This is a genomic window from Streptomyces chengmaiensis (genome assembly GCF_029846775.1).
GTDB classification, from domain to species: domain Bacteria; phylum Actinomycetota; class Actinomycetes; order Streptomycetales; family Streptomycetaceae; genus Streptomyces; species Streptomyces chengmaiensis.
The window spans coordinates 34,897-53,797 of record NZ_JARWBG010000013.1; the positions used below are offsets into that span (position 1 = coordinate 34,897).

Genomic DNA, 18,901 nt, shown 5'->3' on the forward strand with positions numbered 1-18,901 from the left:
GCCATCTCCGCTGCTTCAGCGGCGCTTTGCAGTCACACGGAAGGCAACCGCATGCGCTCCGGGAACGGTCGACACCGCCGACCCCGCCAGGCTCCCGCCCTCGTCGTCGCGGCGGGGGTGACCGGCTCGGCCATCGCCATCCCGCTGCTGGGGGCCGGCTCCGCCTCCGCGGCCGACGCCGCCACCTGGGACCGGGTCGCGGAGTGCGAGACGGGAGGGATGTGGAGCGCCGACCTCGGCAACGGGTACTACGGCGGACTCCAGATCTCCCAGCAGACCTGGGAGGACTTCGGGGGCGCGGCCTATGCGCCGCGCCCCGACCTCGCCAGCCGCGCCCAGCAGATAGCCGTGGCGGAGCAGATCCTCGCGGTGCAGGGGGTCGATGCCTGGCCCAACTGCTCGGCGACCGCGAATCTGCGGAGCGGCGGCGAGTCCGCCGACGTCAACCCGGGGGTGGAGCCCGGAGCGGTGACGGGTTCCGGCGCGAACTCTTCCGGCATCGGCATCGGCTCCGGCGGTGCGGCCCCCGCCGACGGCGGCTCGCCCGGCGCGGGCTCCTCGGGTGAGGGCTCCGCCGGGGCGGCTACGACGGCTGCCCCGTCTCCGTCCTCTTCCCCCTCGTCGTCGCCCTCGTCGTCTCCCTCGTCGGTGCCGGAGGGCGGCGAGCAGCCCACCACCCGATCCGGGGCGGGCATTTCGGGTCTGCCGCAGGAGAGCGGCACAACGGTCTCGCCTGACGCGTCGGATTCCCCGGGCGTCTCCGCCGGGTCCGCGGCCCCCGAGGGGTCCGGCGGCTCCGGCGGGCAGACGCTGCCCGAGGACGCCGTGGAGCCCACCCGGACCATCGAGCCGACCGACCCCGTCGACTCCGATCTGACCGTGGGCGAGGGTACCGGGCGGCATCGCGGTGCACCTGCGGATGAGGCGGACAAGTCGGGTATCAGTGATGCAAGCCGAGAATTCGGTGGGCATGCCTCGCGGGGTGACAGCGCTTCACGTGATGCATCCGACACGGCAGTCGGCGAGCAGGGCTACACCGTGCGCCCCGGGGACAGCCTCTGGGCGATCGCCGACGAGCGTGAGGTGCCCGGGGGGTGGGTCGCGCTCTATGAGGCCAACCAGGAGACCGTCGGGTCGGATCCCGACCTCATTCACCCTGGCCAGAGCCTCGATCTGGATCTGAAGTAGCGGCAGTTCGGGGGTGTTTATCCGATTCTGCGTAAGTGAGACAAGCGTCTCTCTGCCCCAACTGGCGTGTCGCGGCTGTCGAATCCGTCCGAATCGCCCTTCACCTGCGGAAATGCGTGTCAAGTCGATCGCGGAAAGAGTGATTCATCCGTGATGTTCGCCCTTGAGCGGCAGCGGCCGGTGTGTTTACGGTTCCAACCGCTCGCCACCGCGGGCCCCGTCGACCGTCACGCCGAATCCTGCCGGCGGACGGCGGGAACAGTCGTCGCGTGGAGCGCCGAAGGCAGGAGCGGGGGACCCAAGGTAGGCGCCGGACCGGGCCGTTGAGACGCGCTGTGCTCTCAGAGGCCGGGACCGGCTTGGGGTGAAGCCGCGCGCTAGGACGCGCGGCCGGGCACTCATCCGGCCCGAACCCGACAGCTCACCTCGCAGGCGTCGGTGAGGAGACACTTCCATGCTGCTTTCCGGCAAGGGCAAGCATCGCCGTCCGTCGAAGGCCACCCGTATCGCCGCGCTCGCCGGCGTCACCGGCGCCGCAGTGGCCGCCCCGCTGCTCGGTGCGACCTCCGCCTCCGCCGCGACCGCCGCCGAGTGGGACAGGGTCGCGCAGTGCGAGTCCGGCGGCAACTGGTCCATCAACACCGGCAACGGCTACTACGGCGGTCTGCAGTTCTCCGCCTCCACCTGGGCGGCCTACGGCGGCGCCAAGTACGCCGCGCGCGCCGACCTCGCCACCAAGGCGCAGCAGATCGAGATCGCCGAGAAGGTCCTCGCGGGCCAGGGCAAGGGCGCCTGGCCGCACTGTGGCGTCGGCCTGTCCAATGCCGCGTACACCGGCGGCGGCTCTGGCTCTGGCTCTGGCTCTGGTTCTGGTTCGGGTTCCGGTTCCGCGCAGCAGTCCAAGCCCAAGGCGCAGCCGAAGCAGTCGCAGCAGCGCAGCCAGGCTCCGACCACCCGCTCCGAGCGCTCCGCGGCCCCGGCTCCGGCTCAGAAGAAGCCGTCGGCCAAGTCGTCCGCCGAGCCCGCCGCCCCGGCGAAGGGCTTCAAGAAGGGCGACGGCGAGTACGAGGTCAAGCCCGGCGACACGCTGAGCAGGATCGCTAAGGCGGAGGGCGTCAAGGGCGGCTGGCAGAAGCTGTACGACCTCAACGACGACATCGTCGAGGACGCGGACCTGATCTTCCCGGGCCAGCGGCTCCACCTGAGCTGACCCGCCCGGCTGTGACCGCCCCGGTCCGGAGCGCTTCCCCCGTGCGCACCGGGCCGGGGCTTCCGCATGCCGTGGCCGGCGGTCACCCCCCTGTCACTACTGATCGGTAGGCATGTAGCGCTTCGTCCCCAGCCGGTCCACTTCGCACCCTTTTTCGTCCCAGCGGGCGGGCATCGGCAGGCGGCGGCCCCCGGGCCGGTTAGGCTCTTGCCGCAAGGCCGAATCAGACCCTGCACTGCTGGCATCCAGCTCGCATCACAACTTGCGTCACATCCCAGAAGGAGATGCTCGTGCCGTCCATCGACGTCGTCGTAGCCCGGGAAATCCTGGACTCCCGAGGCAACCCCACGGTCGAGGTCGAGGTTGGCCTCGACGACGGCAGCACCGGCCGTGCTGCCGTTCCGTCCGGCGCCTCCACCGGTGCGTTCGAGGCTCTCGAGCTCCGCGACGGTGACCAGAACCGCTACCAGGGCAAGGGCGTGGAGAAGGCCGTCCTCGCCGTCATCGAGCAGATCGGCCCGGAGCTCGTCGGCTATGACGCCACCGAGCAGCGCCTGATCGACCAGGCGATGTTTGACCTGGACGCCACCCCGGACAAGTCGTCCCTGGGCGCCAACGCCATCCTCGGAGTCTCCCTGGCCGTGGCGCACGCCGCCTCCGAGGCCTCCGACCTGCCGCTCTTCCGCTACCTCGGCGGCCCGAACGCGCACCTGCTGCCCGTTCCGATGATGAACATCCTCAACGGCGGCTCGCACGCCGACTCCAATGTGGACATCCAGGAGTTCATGATCGCTCCGATCGGCGCGGAGTCCTTCTCCGAGGCCCTGCGCTGGGGCACCGAGGTCTACCACACCCTGAAGAAGGTCCTGAAGCAGAAGGGCCTGTCCACCGGCCTCGGCGACGAGGGCGGCTTCGCCCCGAACCTCGACTCCAACCGCGCCGCCCTCGACCTCATCCTCGAGGCGATCAAGGAGGCCGGCTACACCCCCGGCCGCGACATCGCGCTGGCGCTCGACGTCGCCGCCTCCGAGTTCTACAAGGACGGCGCGTACGAGTTCGAGGGCAAGTCCCGCTCGGCCGCCGAGATGACCGAGTACTACGCGGAGCTCGTCGACGCCTACCCGCTCGTCTCCATCGAGGACCCGCTCTTCGAGGACGACTGGGACGGCTGGAAGACCATCACCGAGAAGCTCGGCGCCAAGGTCCAGCTGGTCGGCGACGACCTGTTCGTCACCAACCCCGAGCGGCTCGCCCGCGGCATCGACGAGGCCGCGGCCAACGCCCTGCTTGTGAAGGTCAACCAGATCGGCTCGCTGACCGAGACCCTGGACGCCGTCGAGCTGGCCCAGCGCAACGGCTTCAAGTGCATGATGTCCCACCGCTCCGGCGAGACCGAGGACGTCACCATCGCCGACCTTGCCGTCGCCACCAACTGCGGCCAGATCAAGACCGGCGCCCCGGCCCGCTCCGAGCGCGTCGCCAAGTACAACCAGCTGCTGCGCATCGAGGAGATCCTCGACGACGCGGCGGTGTACGCAGGGCGCAGCGCCTTCCCGCGGTTTCGCTTTGCGGACCACTAAGCACAGCAAGGGCTGACAGCCGTATAGCTTCAAGGGCTGACACCCGTATATACGTACGTCCTCGCACCCGGTCCCGTACCGTGTGCGAGGACGTATGTGCGTGAAGGAGGCGGAGCATGGCCGCGAAGGACCGGGACCGGTTCTCCACCGCGACCCGGATCCGGCTGCTCGGCGAGCAGACGGCCGCCCGCGTCTACCGCTCGCAGAGCCGCCGCCAGGCCCGCCGCTCCCGGCTCACCGGCCGGGCCGCCTTCCTGGTGCTCGTCGTCTGCACGCTGGTGGTGGCCCTTGCCTACCCGATGCGGCAGTACGTCTCGCAGCGCGCCGACATCGCCGAACAGGAGCGGCGCATGGAGGAGGCGCGAGAGAGGGTGGCCGGGCTCCGGGACGAGAAGGCCCGTCTCCAGGACGACCAGTACGTCCGGCGGCTGGCCCGTGAGCATCTGCACTATGTGATGCCGGGAGAGACCGCCTACACCATGATCGACCCGGATGCCGAGGAGCGCCGCCGGGACGACGAGGGGGCGGCGGACCGACCCTGGTACTCCAATGTCTGGGACGGAGTGGACCACGCGGACCGCCCCGCCGGGCAGTAGCCCCCACCGCGCTCACCGCGCTCACCGCGCTCACCGCACTCACAGCACTCACAGCACCGAGAAGTCACCACCGCACCGAGAACATTCAGGCAGGCATGGAAACCCCTCCTCCCCACACCGAGCCGACCGAGCCGACCGCCGCGGACATCGCCGCCTTCGAGGCGCAGCTCGGCCGCCCGCCGCGCGGGCTGCGGGCGATCGCGCACCGCTGCCCCTGCGGGCAGCCGGACGTCGTCGAGACGGCCCCGCGGCTGCCCGACGGCACCCCCTTCCCGACGCTGTACTACCTGACCTGCCCGCGGGCGGCGTCGGCGATCGGCACGCTGGAGGCGAACGGGGTGATGAAGGAGATGACCGAGCGGCTGGCGGAGGACCCGGAGCTGGCCGCCGCCTACCGCGCCGCGCACGAGGACTACATCGCACGCCGGGACGCCGTCGAGGTTCTGGAGAACTTCCCCAGCGCGGGCGGCATGCCCGACCGGGTGAAGTGCCTGCATGTGCTGGTCGGGCACTCGCTGGCAGCGGGGCCCGGGGTGAACCCGCTGGGCGACGAGGCGATCGCGATGCTGCCCGAGTGGTGGGCGAAGGGCCCCTGCGTCACGCCCTGCACGGACGGCTCGGCGAAGGAGGCTCCTCAGTGACCCGTGTGGCGGCCGTCGACTGCGGCACCAACTCCATCCGCCTCCTCGTCGCCGACGTGGACCCCGCGACCGGCCGGCTGGTCGACCTGGACCGCCGGATGACGATCGTCCGCCTCGGCCAGGGTGTGGACCGGACCGGTCGCCTCGCCCCCGAGGCGCTGGAACGCACCTTCGCAGCCTGCCGCGAGTACGCGGCGGCCATCAAGGAGCACGGCGCGGAGAAGGTCCGCTTTGTGGCCACTTCCGCCTCGCGCGACGCCGAGAACCGCGACGCGTTCGTACGCGGTGTGCTCGACATCCTCGGCGTCGAGCCCGAGGTGATCACCGGTGAGCAGGAAGCGGAGTTCTCCTTCACCGGAGCGACCCGCGAGCTGACCGGCCACGAGGAGCGTCTGGTGGTGGACATCGGCGGCGGCTCCACCGAGTTCGTCATCGGCCATGGCCATGTCGAGGCGGCGCGCTCCGTCGACATCGGCTGCGTACGGCTGACCGAACGGCACGCCCCGGACAGCCCTGCGACGCCCGAGCAGATCGCCGCCATCACCGCGGACATCGACGCGGCGCTCGACCTTGTCGAGGAGACGGTCCCGATCCGCGAGGCGCGGACCCTCGTCGGCCTCGCCGGCTCGGTCACGACGGTGGCCGGGATCGCGCTCGGCCTGGACTCCTATGTCTCCTCTGCCATCCACCACTCCCGGATCTCCTGTGAGGAGGTCGAGCGGATCACCGGCGAGCTGCTGAACTCCACGCACGACGAGCGGGCCGCCATCGGCGTGATACACCCCGGGCGGGTGGATGTGATCGCCGCGGGGGCGCTCGTCCTGCTGCGGATCATAAAGCGGATCGGGGTGCGGGAGGTCGTGGTCAGCGAGCACGACATCCTCGACGGAATCGCGATCAAGGCGGCAGAGGGCGCCGAGTAGCCGTTCGCGGCGTCCTCTCCCGGGTGCCGCGTAGCCGTTCGGCGGCAGGTTTCGGTGGGCGACGGCGGTGGCGTGGGGTGCTGTACGGGCAGTCGACGGCACCGCCTGGTCCCTCACGGAGGAAACTTCGTGAAGTTCTTCACAAGGAAAAGGTCCCTGAGGCGTGGCAGGGAGGGTCTAAGGCCCCGCTCCGCGGGGCCGTTGGTCCTTTCCAGCTGTCTGCCGGGGACCGCCCGGCGCGCAACGACGGTGTGAACCCGTCAGCCGGCCCCCTGGGGGATGTCCCTTAGGGGCCAGCTCACAAGGGGTGTCCAACGTTCGTCGATGCGCCGTGGTTCCCCGCCCCTGCCATGAGCTCTGTCACGCGGGCGGCGCAGTGTAGCAGAGCAGGCTCGACTCCTTGTGAAGGGGCTCACGAGCACCCCCGGGGAGGGGGGTGGATACTCGATGGCATGAGCACCACGGAGCGTCCCCGGATCCTCGTAGTAGGCGGTGGGTACGTAGGCCTGTACGCAGCACGACGCATTCTCAAGAAGATGCGGTACGGCGAGGCGACCGTCACGGTCGTCGACCCGCGCTCGTACATGACGTACCAGCCCTTCCTCCCCGAAACAGCCGCCGGCAGCATCTCGCCGCGGCACGTCGTCGTCCCGCTGCGACGCGTGCTGCCCAAGGCGGAGGTGCTCACCGGCCGGGTCACCACCATCGACCAGGACCGCAAGGTCGCCACGATCGCGCCGCTGGTCGGCGAGGCGTACGAGCTGCCGTTTGACTACCTGGTCATCGCGCTGGGCGCGGTCTCGCGCACCTTCCCGATCCCCGGCCTCGCCGAGCAGGGCATCGGCATGAAGGGCATCGAGGAGGCCATCGGCCTGCGCAACCATGTGCTGGAGCAGCTGGACAAGGCCGACTCGACGACCGACGAGGACGTCCGCCGCAAGGCGCTGACCTTCGTCTTCGTCGGCGGCGGCTTCGCCGGCGCGGAGACCATCGGCGAGGTGGAGGACCTGGCGCGGGACGCTGCCAAGTACTACGCCAGCGTCAAGCGCGAGGACATGCGCTTCATCCTCGTCGACGCCGCCGACAAGATCCTGCCCGAGGTGGGCCCCAAGCTCGGCAAGTACGGCAAGGAGCACCTCGAGGGCCGCGGCGTGGAGGTCTACCTCCAGACCTCCATGGACTCCTGCGTGGACGGCCATGTGGTGCTGAAGAACGGCCTGGAGGTCGACTCCAACACCATCGTGTGGACCGCGGGCGTCAAGCCCAACCCGGCGCTTGCCCGCTTCGGCCTGCCGCTGGGCCCGCGCGGCCATGTCGACTGCGCGCCGACGCTCCAGGTCCAGGGCACCGACTACATCTGGGCCGCGGGCGACAACGCCCAGGTTCCGGACGTGGTCGGCCGCAAGGCGGGCAACGAGAACGCCTGGTGCCCGCCGAACGCCCAGCACGCGCTCCGTCAGGCGAAGGTCCTCGGCGACAACGTGATCTCCGGCATGCGGGGCTTCCCCCAGAAGGAGTACAGCCACTCCAACAAGGGCGCGGTGGCCGGGCTCGGCCTGCACAAGGGCGTCGCGATGATCGTCATGGGCAAGGTGAAGATCAAGCTCAAGGGCCGGCTCGCCTGGTACATGCACCGCGGCTACCACGGCATGGCCATGCCGACCTGGAACCGCAAGATCCGCGTCTTCGCGGACTGGACGCTGGCGATGTTCCTCAAGCGCGAGGTCGTCTCGCTCGGCGCGATCGAGTCCCCGCGCGAGGAGTTCTACGAGGCGGCCAAGCCGGCCCCGGCCCCGTCCGCGGCCAAGCCGGAGAAGGCCAAGGCCTCCTGACGCCTCCGCGCTTCTCCTGAGCCTGCAGAAGGGCCGCCCGCCATCCGTGGTGCGGGCGGCCCTTCCGCATTGCGCGGCGAGCGGCGGCTCTGGACATCGATCTCAGGGCCCTCGTGCCCTGATGTGCCCGCAGGGCGCGTGCGGGCGCTCCGGATGCGTCATTACGTGGTCGGTACATGTTCTTTGCCATGGCATTGCGCAGCGGCGGGAAGCACGGACAGTGGTCGGATTGTTCCAGTAACGGCACCGCAACCCGTGCCCCGGTGCACGACAGGCGGTGCGGACCGGAACCACCGTCACGGAGGTGTGTGCCATGGCCGACGCCGCGATGCGGCTGACCAGCCTTGCCGAGGAACTGCTGGGGGGCCCGCTCCCGGTGCGGGTGAGGGCCTGGGACGGGAGCGAGTCCGGGCCTGAGGGAGCGCCCGTGCTCGTCGTACGCCACCGGAGGGCCCTGCGCCGGTTCCTCTGGCGACCCGGAGAGCTGGGGCTCGCCCGTGCCTGGGTAGCCGGGGACATCGACATCGAGGGGGATCTGTACCAGGCCCTCGACCTGTTGTCGGGCGTCGTCTGGGAGCGGGGCGACGCGCCCCGCGGGGGGCTCCTGCGCGCCGCCCGCGACCCCCGCCTCCGCTCCGCGGCCGCCGCGCTGCTGAAGGCGGGCGGCACACTGCCGCCCCCGCCCCCGCCGCCCGAAGAGGTCCGCCGCCGTTCCGGGCCGCTGCACACCAAGACCCGCGACCGGCAGGCGATCAGTCACCACTACGACGTCGGCAACGACTTCTACGAGCTGGTCCTCGGGCCCTCGATGGTCTACTCGTGCGCCTACTGGGGCGAGGAGGAGGCCGCCGGACTCGCGGACGCCCAGCGCGCCAAGCTGGACCTCGTCTGCCGCAAGCTCGGCCTCCGCGAGGGCGATCGGCTGCTCGACGTCGGCTGCGGCTGGGGCTCCATGGCCCTGCACGCCGCACGCGAGTACGGCGCCCGGGTCGTCGGCGTCACCCTCAGCACCGAGCAGGCCGCCTACGCCCGCAAGCGCATCGCGGAGGAGGGTCTGACCGACCGGATCGAAATCCGGGTCCAGGACTACCGGGACGTCCGCGACGGCCCGTACGACGCGATCTCCTCCATCGGCATGGCCGAGCACGTCGGCCAGGTCCGCTACCGCGAGTACGCCGACCGGCTGTTCACCCTGCTCAAGACGGGCGGCCGGCTGCTCAACCACCAGATCGCCCGCCGTCCGGAGAAGGACGAAGCCGCCTATCACGTGGACGAGTTCATCGACCGCTATGTCTTCCCGGACGGGGAGCTCGCGCCCCTCGGCCGCACCGTCGGCGCGCTCGAGGACGCCGGCTTCGAGGTCCGCGACGTCGAGGCGATCCGCGAGCACTACGCCCGCACCCTGCGCGCCTGGGTCGCCAACCTGGAAGCCGACTGGGACCGGGCCGTAGGCCTCACCTCACCCGGCCGCGCCCGCGTCTGGCGGCTCTATATGGCCGCCTCCGCGCTCTCCTTCGAACGCAACCGGATCGGCGTCAACCAGGTCCTCGCCGTGAAGCCCCGGGACACCGGCGACTCCGGCATGCCGCTGCGCTCCCGCGCCTGGGCCGGATGACACGGCGTTCAACGACACGGCGCTGAACGACACGGCGCTGAACGACACGGCGTTTATCGACACGGCGTTTATCGACACGGCGGAGGGCCGGCCTCCCTTCCGGGAGCCCGGCCCTCCGCCGCCAAGACGTACGGTCACTCCGCCTTGATGGCCGACAGCATGTTCAGCCTCGCCGCGCTGCGGGCCGGCCACATCGCGGCCAGCATGCCCACCAGCGCCGCCAGCACCAGGAACAGGCCCACCCGGTCCCACGGGATCACCAGGGCGTAGTTCGGGACCGAGTCCTTGATGGTCTGGCCGATGGCCCAGCCCAGGAACGCGCCCAGGCCGATGCCGATCACCGCGCCGAACACCGAGATCACCACGGCCTCCAGCCGGACCATCCGCTTCACGCGCCCGCGGTCCAGGCCGATCGCCCGCAGCATGCCGATCTCCTGCTGCCGCTCGAACACGGACATCGCCAGGGTGTTGACCACACCGAGCACCGCGATCAGCAGGGCCATCGCCAGCAGTCCGTACATGATGTTCAGCATCATGTTGATCATGCCGCCCTGCTCGTCGCGGACGTCCTGCTGGTCCATCACCCGGATGGCCGGGTTGTCGCCGAGGGCGTCGACCAGCGCCCGCTCATTGGCCTTGGTCGGGCCGCCGTCCATCTTGACGTACACCTGCGGGATGTACGGGGACATGGTCTCGTGCGGCTTCACCACCGCAGTGGAGAGCATCAGGCCGGGCAGGAAGTCGTTGTCCGCGTAGACCGCGCCGACGGTCAGCGTGCCCTTCTCGTCGTCGTTGAACTGGACGTCGATCGTCTGGCCGGGCTTCCAGCCGTTCTGCTCCGCGGTCTTCTGCTCGACGGCGAGCTTGCCGTCCGCGAGCGAGCCGAGGGAGCCGGAGACGGCCCTGACGTTCAGCAACTGCTCGATGTCGCCGGGGGTGACGCCCGCGACCGACTGCCAGTCGTCCCCTCCGGCCTTCAGGTTGGTGCTCTGGTCCGCGGAGACCGCCTGGACGCCGGACGCCTTCTGAAGGGCCGGGACCACGGACTCGTCGAGCGCCATGCCCTGCGCGGCCATCATGACCACATAGTCGGCCTTGAGGTTGTCAGTGGTCGACTTGTCGATGGCCTGCCCGACGGTCGCGCCCAGTACGGACAGCCCGGTCACCAGGGTCAGGCCGATCGCCAGGGCCGAGGCGGTCGCCCCCGTGCGGCGCGGGTTGCGGACCGCGTTCTGCCCGGCGAGCTTGCCGGAGACGCCGAACAGCCCGGCCATGGGGGCGCGCAGCACGGCGATCAACGGCCGCGACAGCAGCGGGATCAGCACGATGACGCCGATCAGAGCGAGGAAGGTGCCGCCGCCGATGACCATCCGGCCGTCGGAGCCCTGGCTCGCGCCGAGCAGGATGAGCACTGCGCCCAGGGCGGTGACGGCCGCGCCGATGGAGTTCCGCACGACGAGCGACTTCACGGTGGGGGCGGCGTGCATGCTGCCCATCGCGGCCACCGGCGGGATCTTCGCGGCGCGTCGGCCGGGCAGCCAGGCCGCGAGCATGGTGATCAGCACGCCCACGGTGAGGGAGGAGACGACCGGGGTGGCCGTGATGACCAGCGGGCCGCCTGGCACCTTCAGCCCGAAGGCGGACATCCCCGAGCGCAGCGCCACTGCCAGCCCCACGCCGAGGGCGAAGCCGACCGTCGCGGCGACGAGCCCGACGAGCGCGGCCTCGGCCAGCACCGAGCGGGTGATCTGCCTGCGGGACGCGCCGACCGCGCGCATCAGCGCGACTTCCTTGGTGCGCTGGGCGACCAGCATGGTGAAGGTGTTGGCGATCAGGAAGACGCCGACGAAGAGGGCGATGGCCGCGAAGGCCAGCAGCATGCTGTTGAAGTTGCTCATGCCCTGCTCGATCTCCCGGGCCTGCTCGTCGGCGACGGCCTGGCCGGTCCTGGCGTCGGCGCCCTCGGGCAGCAGCGGCTTGATCGCGGCGAGCAGCTTCTCGTCGGACGCGCCGTCCTCCGCGACGACGTTGACGTCCTTGAAGTGGCCGGGCGACAGGTAGAGCTTCTGGGCGACCGGGGTGTTGAAGAGCACCAGGCTGCCGCCGGCGCTGACCGCGCCGTCGTCGGTGGTGAAGACGCCGGAGAGGGTGTACTCCTTCACCGGTCCGTTGGTCGCCACCCGCACCCGGTCGCCGACCTTGTACTTCCCGGTGTCGGCGGAGTCCTTGTCGAGGGCGATCTGGCCGTCCTCGACCGGGCCCGAGCCGTCGGTGAAGCGGTACTGGGAGTCCTTGCCGTCCTTGCCGGGGGCGAAGTTGGCGCCGGTGTTGGTCCAGCCGTTGCCGATCAGCTTGCCGTCCTGGTCGGCGACGCCGGCGAAGCCGGAGACCCGGCCGACGGCCGATGCCACGCCGTCGACGGCGCGGATCTTGTCCAGGGTGGGCCGGTCGACGCCGGTGTCATCGCCGCCGTCGTCGCTCTGGACGGCGTATGTCGTGATGGCGACGGCGACGTCGTCGTAGTTCTTGGCCGACTGCTTGCGGAAGGCCTGGCCGAGGGTGTCGGTGAAGACGAAGGTGCCGGAGACGAAGGCGACGCCGAGCATGACCGCGAGCACGGTCATCAGCAGCCTCGCCTTGTGCGCGAGCACATTGCGCAGGGCGGTACGGAGCATGTCTGTGTCAGTCCTGTGGGATGGGTGAAGGCAGGGGGCCGGGGCCCCGGGGCTCAGGGAGCATCGGCCGCCACGGCGGAGAGCCGGGGGTCCGGGCAGAGAGCCGGGGGTCCGGGGGAGCCGGGGCGTGCGCCGGAGCGCGCGGGTGTCAGCTGGTCCGGCCCTTGGCGTCGAACGCCTTCATCCGGTCGAGGACGTCGTCGGCGGTGGGGCTGTGCATCTCGTCCACGATGCGGCCGTCGGCGAGGAAGACGACGCGGTCGGCGTAGGAGGCGGCGACCGGGTCGTGGGTGACCATGACGACGGTCTGGCCGAGCTCGCGCACCGAGTTGCGCAGAAAGCCCAGCACTTCGGCGCCGGAGCGGGAGTCCAGGTTTCCGGTGGGCTCGTCCCCGAAGATGATCTCGGGGCGGGAGGCCAGGGCGCGGGCGACCGCGACACGCTGCTGCTGTCCGCCGGAGAGCTGGGCAGGACGGTGGCTGAGCCGTCCCCGGAGCCCCAGCATGTCGATGACCTGGTCGAGCCACTGCTTGTCGGCCTTGCGGCCGGCGATGTCCATGGGGAGCGTGATGTTCTCCAGGGCGGTCAGCGTGGGCAGCAGGTTGAAGGCCTGGAAGATGAAGCCGATCTTGTCTCGGCGCAGCTGGGTCAGCTGCTTGTCCTTCAGGCTGCCCAGCTCGGTCTCGCCGAGCCGCACGGAGCCGGAGCTGAAGGAGTCGAGCCCGGCGACGCAGTGCATCAGCGTGGACTTGCCGGAGCCCGAGGGGCCCATGATCGCGGTGAACTCCGCCTGGCGGAACTCGACGGTGACCCGGTCGAGGGCGACCACCTGGGTCTCGCCCTGTCCGTACACCTTGGACAGTTCCGTGGCGCGGGCGGCCACGGCGGTGGCGCGGTGAGCGGTGGGCGTGGTGGTCACGAGAGGGGACTCCTGTCACGGGGGAGTGGTCTGTGGGACCTCACCATCGTGTCGGCCGCCGAACCGCGGATCGTCACTCCCCGAGCCCGTTCCCGGGGCCCTCTCGAGTCTGACGGAACGCTCTGCTCCTCCTCCTTTGGGATGACGTTGTCCCTGAGGGCCGCCAACCGCCCTCTGGCGGCGACTTTCCGCCAACCACATATGCACCTGGTCATGGCCGATGGCGTGTTGCCTTCCGTGCCCGACGCCCTTGAGCTGGTCTGACGCCCCCTCAAACGTCAATAAAATAAGACAACATCGGGCCACTGTTCCGCCGTTCAAGCGATCTCTGCGGATAGGCTCGTAGGCCAACGCGGAGCCGCGCGCACCACGCCCGGATGGTGGAACGCAGACACGGCGAGCTTAAACCTCGCTGGCCTTCAGGCCGTGCCGGTTCAAGTCCGGCTCCGGGCACCATCCCTGCTACGGCGTACATCCAGGACTTGATGAACAAGCACGGTGAGGTCACAAGCCACCATGTGGAACGGCGTCTCGGCGGGGCCAGAGACAGTTGGGAGCACGGATCACCCAGCTCACGCGCCAGGGCGTACTTGAAGTCGGGACGGCAGCGCACCACCTCGGCAGCCTGTCGGCCACGGACCCGCATCGCGGTGGTCCCGCCGGGGTTCTCGCCCGCGTGACCTCTGCGCGGTCAGGGACGGCATCTGCTCACCAGAGCGGGGTGCAGGACACGGAACACCTCAGAAACCACGGACGGCCTCCACTTCCGAACCGAGCATGCCTGTCGGCCACACTGATCCACCCGAGGATCCCAGGATCCCCGACGGAGTCACTCAGTGGCGTGGAGGTGCAGGTCCTGGCACACCCGACGTCACTTTGCCGCTGTCAGGTCCTCGTAGAGGTGTTCCCAGGATTTGGTGACGGCGTCGGGGCCGTATTCGGCGGCCTTCTGCAGGGCCGCCCGGGAGAGCCTGCGGCGCAGCTCCTCGTCCTCGATGAGGCGGATGATGCCCGACGCCAAGGCTTCCACGTCCTGTTCGGCGACGAGCAGGCCGTCCACGCCATCGGAGACGAGTTCTCGTGGGCCGACCGGGCAGTTGAAACTGACCACGGGGAGGCCGCAGTTCATAGCCTCCAGCAGCACCATGCCGAAGCCCTCGGACTTGGAGCTCATCGCGAAAATGGAGCCCTTCGCGAGTTCCTCATCGAGCTTGCGTGTCGGACCCATGAGGAAGACGTGGTTGTACAGGTGCTTGGCGCGGATGGCTTTGCGAAGTGCTTCCAGCTCCGGGCCGTCCCCGTGGAAGCGCAGTGTCCAATCCGGGTGGGCTTCCACGACTTGGCCGAACGCCTCGATCAGCTTGTCGATGCCCTTGTTGCCATCGAGCCGTCCGGCGCTGACGACCTGGGGCCGTGAGAGGTCGGTACGTGGGACGTCCAGGGAGTGCAGCGCGTTCGGGATACGCTCGACGCGCACATGGGGGAACGACTGGGCGTAGGCAGCACGGTCCGCTTCGGTGAGGCAGACTACTGCATCCATCCTCACATAGGCGGCGTCGATGGCCTTGCGCCACTCGCCCTTGTGCGTGGACAGGCCCGCGTGCTCCTGGACGACCCGGACCAGCGACGGGTCCGTGAACTCGGCGATGACCAGGTTGATCGTGGGTCGGGTGCCGACCACGATCCGGTGCTCCAGACCGCGAAGGAAGCGGATCATCGCGCTGATGCGGCGACGACTGTCCGCGTTCTTGGAGACGCCTGCTGGGAATCGATCATGCCAGGAGGTGTCCTCCGGGCCCTCGTATCGGTCCCAGTCCACGTATGAGCCGGATCGATTGTCCACGAGCGCGGTCACCTTCACCCGCGGGTCCAGCGGGAAGGGCGGCTCCTCGTGGTAGCGCAGCATGGTCGCGATCTCGACGTCGTGGCCGCGCTCGACCATGGCGTTGGCCTGGTTGAATACGGTGCGGACAGTACCACCGACGCCGAACGCGTTGTAGATCAGGTAGGTCAGCTTCATGTGGCGCTCCGGTTGGCCTCGTCGCGTCGGGCGCAGCGTATGGAAAGGTCGTCGCCATCGGTGTAGTACGGCAGCACGGCGACCCCTGCCTTGTACTGCTCGGGAAACTTCACGATCTGCTTCTTACCCGGCATGTCGTCGTGGTGGCGGCCGACACGAAGTGTCAGCTTCTTACCACCTCGCGCCGCGACCAAATGCAGGTCCCAGAGCTCGCGGGGCAGCGCGTCCCACACAGCCAGGTCGCGGACGGCCACGACTGTCTCGAAGTGCGCCCCGTCGCTGACGACGGGGAAGTACAGCCGACGCGGGGTGGGGCGCGAAGCGCGGGTCACACTGTGAATGAGCCGGTTTGTGAGCCGTTTGACGCCGGACTGGGCGGGGACCTCAGGCCGTTCGCGGGAGGTGAGACGCAACGTCCAGGACTTGTCCACGGGGGCGTCGTCCGGCATCCCGCCGATGAGGACTGTCCCGAGGATACGGATGTGACCGTCGCGCGGCCAGACCCGTCTGATTTCAGCGTGGGGCCGTTCCCCGGCACTGGCTTGCATGGCCACCTTCTCTTCTGTTCCTGTCATTGGCTTACCCCCGGGGGGGGAGAGACGAGAGGCCAGGCAAGACAGCGGCACCAGTCCGCTTCATTCCGCCAGGCTCACCGAGGGGGCAGGACGGGAGTTTGTGCACGCACATGCCAGGGCTGTCAACTTCTCGGTACCAAGCGTCGGCGCGCTCAATAGTTGCGCGCCGACGCTCCGACCGGGATCTACGCGGCCCTGGACTGCCCGACCGCAGGCTCCTTCATGCTTTCCGCCTGGGCGGCCGTTGGCGACGGGGCCGGCGTCCGCTCGTCCAACGGCACGACCGGCAGCTCCTCTGCCGGCTCACCCAGCAGGATCTGTCGTATGACGCGCTCGGACGCCCGGCCGTCGTCGTACTCGCAGAACTTACGGCGGAAGGAGCCTCGTAGGGCATCGGACCGCTCATCCTTCCAGGCATCGCTGACGAATATGTCGTGCAGTTCGTCCTGAGTGCGTGCGACGTGGCCGGGCGGCTCCTCCAGAAGGTCGAAGTACACACCGCGGGAGACCGTGTACGCGTCCCAGTCGTTGGCATAGATCACGATCGGCCGGTCGAGGTTGGCGTAATCGAACATCATGGACGAGTAGTCCGCAAGCAGCACGTCCGCAGCGAGCTGCAGCTCCTCCGAGGACGTATGGGAGGTGACGTCGATGACACGAGTCGAAGCCTGCAATGCCTGCAGCTCCGGCGTCTGTTCGTAGAAGTGATGGCCTCGCATGAGCACCACGAACCCATCACCAAGGGCGTCGGTGAGGCGGGCGAGGTCGAGCTGGGGGACGAAGCCTGTGGTGTAGTCCCGGTGAGTCGGCGCGTAGAGAACGGCGATCTTTCCCTGAGGAATGCCGAGCTCATCCCGAAGGCGACGGACGTCGTCGGCAGTCGAGTTGTAGAAGACATCGTTGCGGGGGTAACCGCTCTCCAACGGTGCGAAGGAGCACGGAAAGGCCTGCTCCCAGATTTCTGAGGAGAACCGGTTGGAGGAGATGCAGAAATCCCAACGGTCCGATCGCTGCAGGAGCTTCCTGAAGTTCGTGCCCTTGGCTGCCACCGGGTAGGGCAGCATGTGGATGCCCATGCGCTTGAGCGGCGTACCGTGCTGCGTCTGCACGTGGATGGTGCCGGGCCGCTTGACGAAGCGGTCCTCGAAGTTGACGTTGTTGAAGAAGTACTTGGCGCGCGCCATGACCTCCCAGTACCTCGCGGTCCCCGGGATCACGAAATCGGTGCCCGGTGGGAGCTTCTTCACCTCGTCCTGCTTGGCGACCACCACACCCTTGATGTGGGGAGCTATCTCCTTGGCCTTGGCATGCAACGCAGCGGGGTTGCATACGTAACCCCGGCCCCAGTAGGCGGAGTAGACGGCCAGATTCTGGTCGATGGGCTGCTTGAGCGCGGCTTCGTAATGGCGATCCAGGCGCTTGCCGGCAACCTTCTTCCGGCTGGCGCGGACAGTCTTGCGGACCTTGCGTCGACCTTGGTTGGCCACCTTCAAAGTCTGGTAGACCGGGTAGGCGCCGCGCGCGATCAGCGCGTGCCGGAGGCCGGTATGTCCGTCGGGTCGCACATAGTCCGCCGGCAGATAGCGTCGATAGTGACGATGTGCCAGAGCGAAGAACTCGGACCGCAGTTCGTTGGGCACTCGGTTGCTCTTCGCCAAGATGGCGATGAAGTGGTCGATCATCTTGGTGAAGAGTCGAGCCCGCCACTCCGCGAGAGACGGGTCGCTGTCCATGAACGCGAAGACCCGCTCGTACTGGTCGAAGATGTCGAAGTGCTTGCGACTGACAGTGCGAAGAATGTTGCCCTGGCGACGCTGACGGTAGTGGACGACAACGTGGTCCAGGGCGGCGATCCGGTCGGCCGACATCAGGACTGGGAAGGTCCAGGGAGTGTCTTCGTAGTACCCCGGCGGGAATTGGAAGCCGCGCTGCTCAACGAAGTCGCGCCGGTAGACCTTGTTCCATACCACCATGAGCAGGTTGAGGAACTCCGGCCGCTGCTTCGCTGTGAAGACCTCCGGTCCCTCCGTCTGAAAGACTGAGGCCAGGCTGTTGCGCGTCGCCGCGCCCCACCAGAATGTGCGCGCGTAGTCGAAGATCAGAACATCCGGGTCGGAGGTCTGCGCCAGTCGGTCCGCTATGAGCTGCAGCGAGCCAGGCGTGAGCGTGTCGTCGCTGTCGAGGAAGAACAGGTAGTCGCCGCGCGCGATCTCCATCCCCGCGTTCCGCGCCCGACCCAGGCCCACGTTCTCGGGCAGGTGCAGTGCCCGGACCCTCTCGTCGGCCTTGGCGTATTCGTCCACGATCTCTCCGCAGCGATCAGGCGAGCGGTCGTTGACGGCGATTACCTCGATGTCACGGAAGGACTGCTCAAGGATGGAATCGAGGCACTCCCGCAAGAAGGACTGCACTTGGTAAATCGGCACAATCACGCTGATACGCGGCTTCGACACGCCCTGCTCTTCCAATCCTTTGACCGCACTGGTTCGCTGTCCGAGGCCGGGTCCGGTCCGGGTCCGGGGCCTGAGTTTTCCGTCATCCGAAGGGCCTGGAGGGGCAGGCGCGTGGTTGACAGATGAGGTAGGATACACTGATCAACAGCTCGTATGTCAGGCGCAGAATCTGACGCCTCGTCTCGGAGGTCCGGCGGACCTGTGACGTGAATCATGACTTCGGAGCTGGCGGTGATGGTCTCGTAGCCGGGGACGAGACGGCGGTGCGCCCTTTCAGATCGTGAAACCCCGAGGTCGCAGGCTTCTGTAATCGATCCGGTGAGAATGGCGCGGTTCCGGCCGGCGGTCTTCTCGGCGGCAGCGGTTCCCTGGATGGCCGCGGGTGTCTTGGGAGAAGTCTCACGCTCTGGGGGCGATCCCATCGTCGCGCAGGCTGAGTGACGACTGTCCCGTAACTCCTGGCCGTGTTGCGCGCGTCCACCACGTCGACCAGGACGGCCGGGCGGTCCTGAGCTTCGGGCGCAAGGGCGCGGGAAACGGCCACCGCTCTCGCTCTGGCCGCCTGGTGCGACCTCCTTCTCCTTGCCGGTGACCGCGTGTTCGTCCGGCCCGACGGTGACAGCGGCGCCGACTCGCTGCCGTGGCCGCAGACGTCAACGGCCCACGGTCAAGGC

13 protein-coding genes, 1 tRNA gene and 1 riboswitch are annotated in these 18,901 nt (G+C 68.8%); of the genes, 9 read left to right on the forward strand and 5 right to left on the reverse strand.

Features of this window, described 5'->3' with window-relative positions; translation table 11 throughout:
* Nucleotides 1-51 precede the first annotated feature (51 nt).
* The 8 genes from QCN29_RS13600 (at nt 52) to QCN29_RS13635 (ending at nt 9,585) form a co-directional block, all read left to right on the forward strand.
* A complete protein-coding gene (locus tag QCN29_RS13600) occupies nt 52-1,188 on the forward strand; it encodes a LysM peptidoglycan-binding domain-containing protein (RefSeq protein ID WP_279928137.1) in 1,137 nt (378 codons plus the stop codon).
* A 321-nt stretch (nt 1,189-1,509) separates the two neighbouring features.
* A riboswitch (cyclic di-AMP (ydaO/yuaA leader) is annotated at nt 1,510-1,638 on the forward strand.
* A gap of 4 nt (nt 1,639-1,642) precedes the next feature.
* Nucleotides 1,643-2,398, forward strand: coding sequence for a transglycosylase family protein (locus tag QCN29_RS13605; RefSeq protein WP_279928139.1), 756 nt, complete (start codon nt 1,643-1,645; stop codon nt 2,396-2,398).
* Between the two features lie 290 nt (nt 2,399-2,688).
* Nucleotides 2,689-3,978: a phosphopyruvate hydratase gene (gene eno / locus QCN29_RS13610; RefSeq protein ID WP_279928140.1), complete on the forward strand. Its 1,290-nt coding sequence runs from the start codon at nt 2,689-2,691 to the stop codon at nt 3,976-3,978.
* A gap of 116 nt (nt 3,979-4,094) precedes the next feature.
* Nucleotides 4,095-4,574 carry an FtsB family cell division protein gene (locus tag QCN29_RS13615; protein ID WP_279928141.1) on the forward strand — a complete coding sequence of 160 codons (480 nt, stop codon included), beginning with the start codon at nt 4,095-4,097 and terminating at the stop codon, nt 4,572-4,574.
* A 95-nt stretch (nt 4,575-4,669) separates the two neighbouring features.
* Nucleotides 4,670-5,215, forward strand: coding sequence for a DUF501 domain-containing protein (locus tag QCN29_RS13620; protein ID WP_279928143.1), 546 nt, complete (start codon nt 4,670-4,672; stop codon nt 5,213-5,215).
* Nucleotides 5,212-6,138, forward strand: coding sequence for a Ppx/GppA phosphatase family protein (locus tag QCN29_RS13625; protein ID WP_279928144.1), 927 nt, complete (start codon nt 5,212-5,214; stop codon nt 6,136-6,138). The genes QCN29_RS13620 and QCN29_RS13625 overlap by 4 nt, the downstream gene beginning before the upstream one ends.
* A 452-nt stretch (nt 6,139-6,590) precedes the next feature.
* Nucleotides 6,591-7,970, forward strand: coding sequence for an NAD(P)/FAD-dependent oxidoreductase (locus QCN29_RS13630; RefSeq protein WP_279928145.1), 1,380 nt, complete (start codon nt 6,591-6,593; stop codon nt 7,968-7,970).
* Nucleotides 7,971-8,283: 313 nt separating this feature from the next.
* Nucleotides 8,284-9,585, forward strand: a complete 1,302-nt coding sequence (locus tag QCN29_RS13635; protein ID WP_279928146.1) for a cyclopropane-fatty-acyl-phospholipid synthase — start codon at nt 8,284-8,286, stop codon at nt 9,583-9,585.
* 134 nt (nt 9,586-9,719) lie between these two features.
* Here QCN29_RS13635 and QCN29_RS13640 read toward each other — a convergent pair whose 3' ends face one another.
* A complete protein-coding gene (locus tag QCN29_RS13640; protein ID WP_279928147.1) occupies nt 9,720-12,260 on the reverse strand; it encodes an ABC transporter permease in 2,541 nt (846 codons plus the stop codon).
* Between the two features lie 148 nt (nt 12,261-12,408).
* Nucleotides 12,409-13,179, reverse strand: a complete 771-nt coding sequence (locus QCN29_RS13645) for an ABC transporter ATP-binding protein (protein WP_279928148.1) — start codon at nt 13,177-13,179, stop codon at nt 12,409-12,411.
* Between the two features lie 371 nt (nt 13,180-13,550).
* On the opposite strand from QCN29_RS13645, the gene QCN29_RS13650 reads away from it, so the two are divergent.
* A tRNA-Leu gene (locus QCN29_RS13650) sits at nt 13,551-13,635 on the forward strand.
* 415 nt (nt 13,636-14,050) lie between these two features.
* On the opposite strand, the gene QCN29_RS13655 is transcribed toward QCN29_RS13650, so the two are convergent.
* The 3 genes from QCN29_RS13655 to QCN29_RS13665 form a co-directional block, all read right to left on the reverse strand.
* Nucleotides 14,051-15,199, reverse strand: a complete 1,149-nt coding sequence (locus QCN29_RS13655) for a glycosyltransferase family 4 protein (RefSeq protein WP_279928149.1) — start codon at nt 15,197-15,199, stop codon at nt 14,051-14,053.
* The gene (locus tag QCN29_RS13660; RefSeq protein ID WP_279928150.1) at nt 15,196-15,648 is read right to left on the reverse strand and encodes a hypothetical protein; all 453 of its coding nucleotides are present in this window, start codon (nt 15,646-15,648) and stop codon (nt 15,196-15,198) included. Before QCN29_RS13660 ends, QCN29_RS13655 begins: the two co-directional genes overlap by 4 nt.
* Before the next feature lie 311 nt (nt 15,649-15,959).
* Nucleotides 15,960-18,227 carry a bifunctional glycosyltransferase/CDP-glycerol:glycerophosphate glycerophosphotransferase gene (locus QCN29_RS13665; protein ID WP_279928151.1) on the reverse strand — a complete coding sequence of 756 codons (2,268 nt, stop codon included), beginning with the start codon at nt 18,225-18,227 and terminating at the stop codon, nt 15,960-15,962.
* Nucleotides 18,228-18,901: the final 674 nt, after the last annotated feature.

Excerpts from the sequence above, each read along its gene's own strand:
- QCN29_RS13600 (WP_279928137.1), top strand. The coding sequence starts at position 52 with ATGCGCTCCGGGAACGGTCGACACCGCCGACCCCGCCAGGCTCCCGCC.
- QCN29_RS13605 (WP_279928139.1), top strand. The coding sequence starts at position 1,643 with ATGCTGCTTTCCGGCAAGGGCAAGCATCGCCGTCCGTCGAAGGCCACC.
- QCN29_RS13615 (WP_279928141.1), top strand. The coding sequence starts at position 4,095 with ATGGCCGCGAAGGACCGGGACCGGTTCTCCACCGCGACCCGGATCCGG.
- QCN29_RS13620 (WP_279928143.1), top strand. The coding sequence starts at position 4,670 with ATGGAAACCCCTCCTCCCCACACCGAGCCGACCGAGCCGACCGCCGCG.
- QCN29_RS13630 (WP_279928145.1), top strand. The coding sequence starts at position 6,591 with ATGAGCACCACGGAGCGTCCCCGGATCCTCGTAGTAGGCGGTGGGTAC.
- QCN29_RS13635 (WP_279928146.1), top strand. The coding sequence starts at position 8,284 with ATGGCCGACGCCGCGATGCGGCTGACCAGCCTTGCCGAGGAACTGCTG.
- QCN29_RS13640 (WP_279928147.1), bottom strand. The coding sequence starts at position 12,260 with ATGCTCCGTACCGCCCTGCGCAATGTGCTCGCGCACAAGGCGAGGCTG.
- QCN29_RS13655 (WP_279928149.1), bottom strand. The coding sequence starts at position 15,199 with ATGAAGCTGACCTACCTGATCTACAACGCGTTCGGCGTCGGTGGTACT.
- QCN29_RS13660 (WP_279928150.1), bottom strand. The coding sequence starts at position 15,648 with ATGCCGGACGACGCCCCCGTGGACAAGTCCTGGACGTTGCGTCTCACC.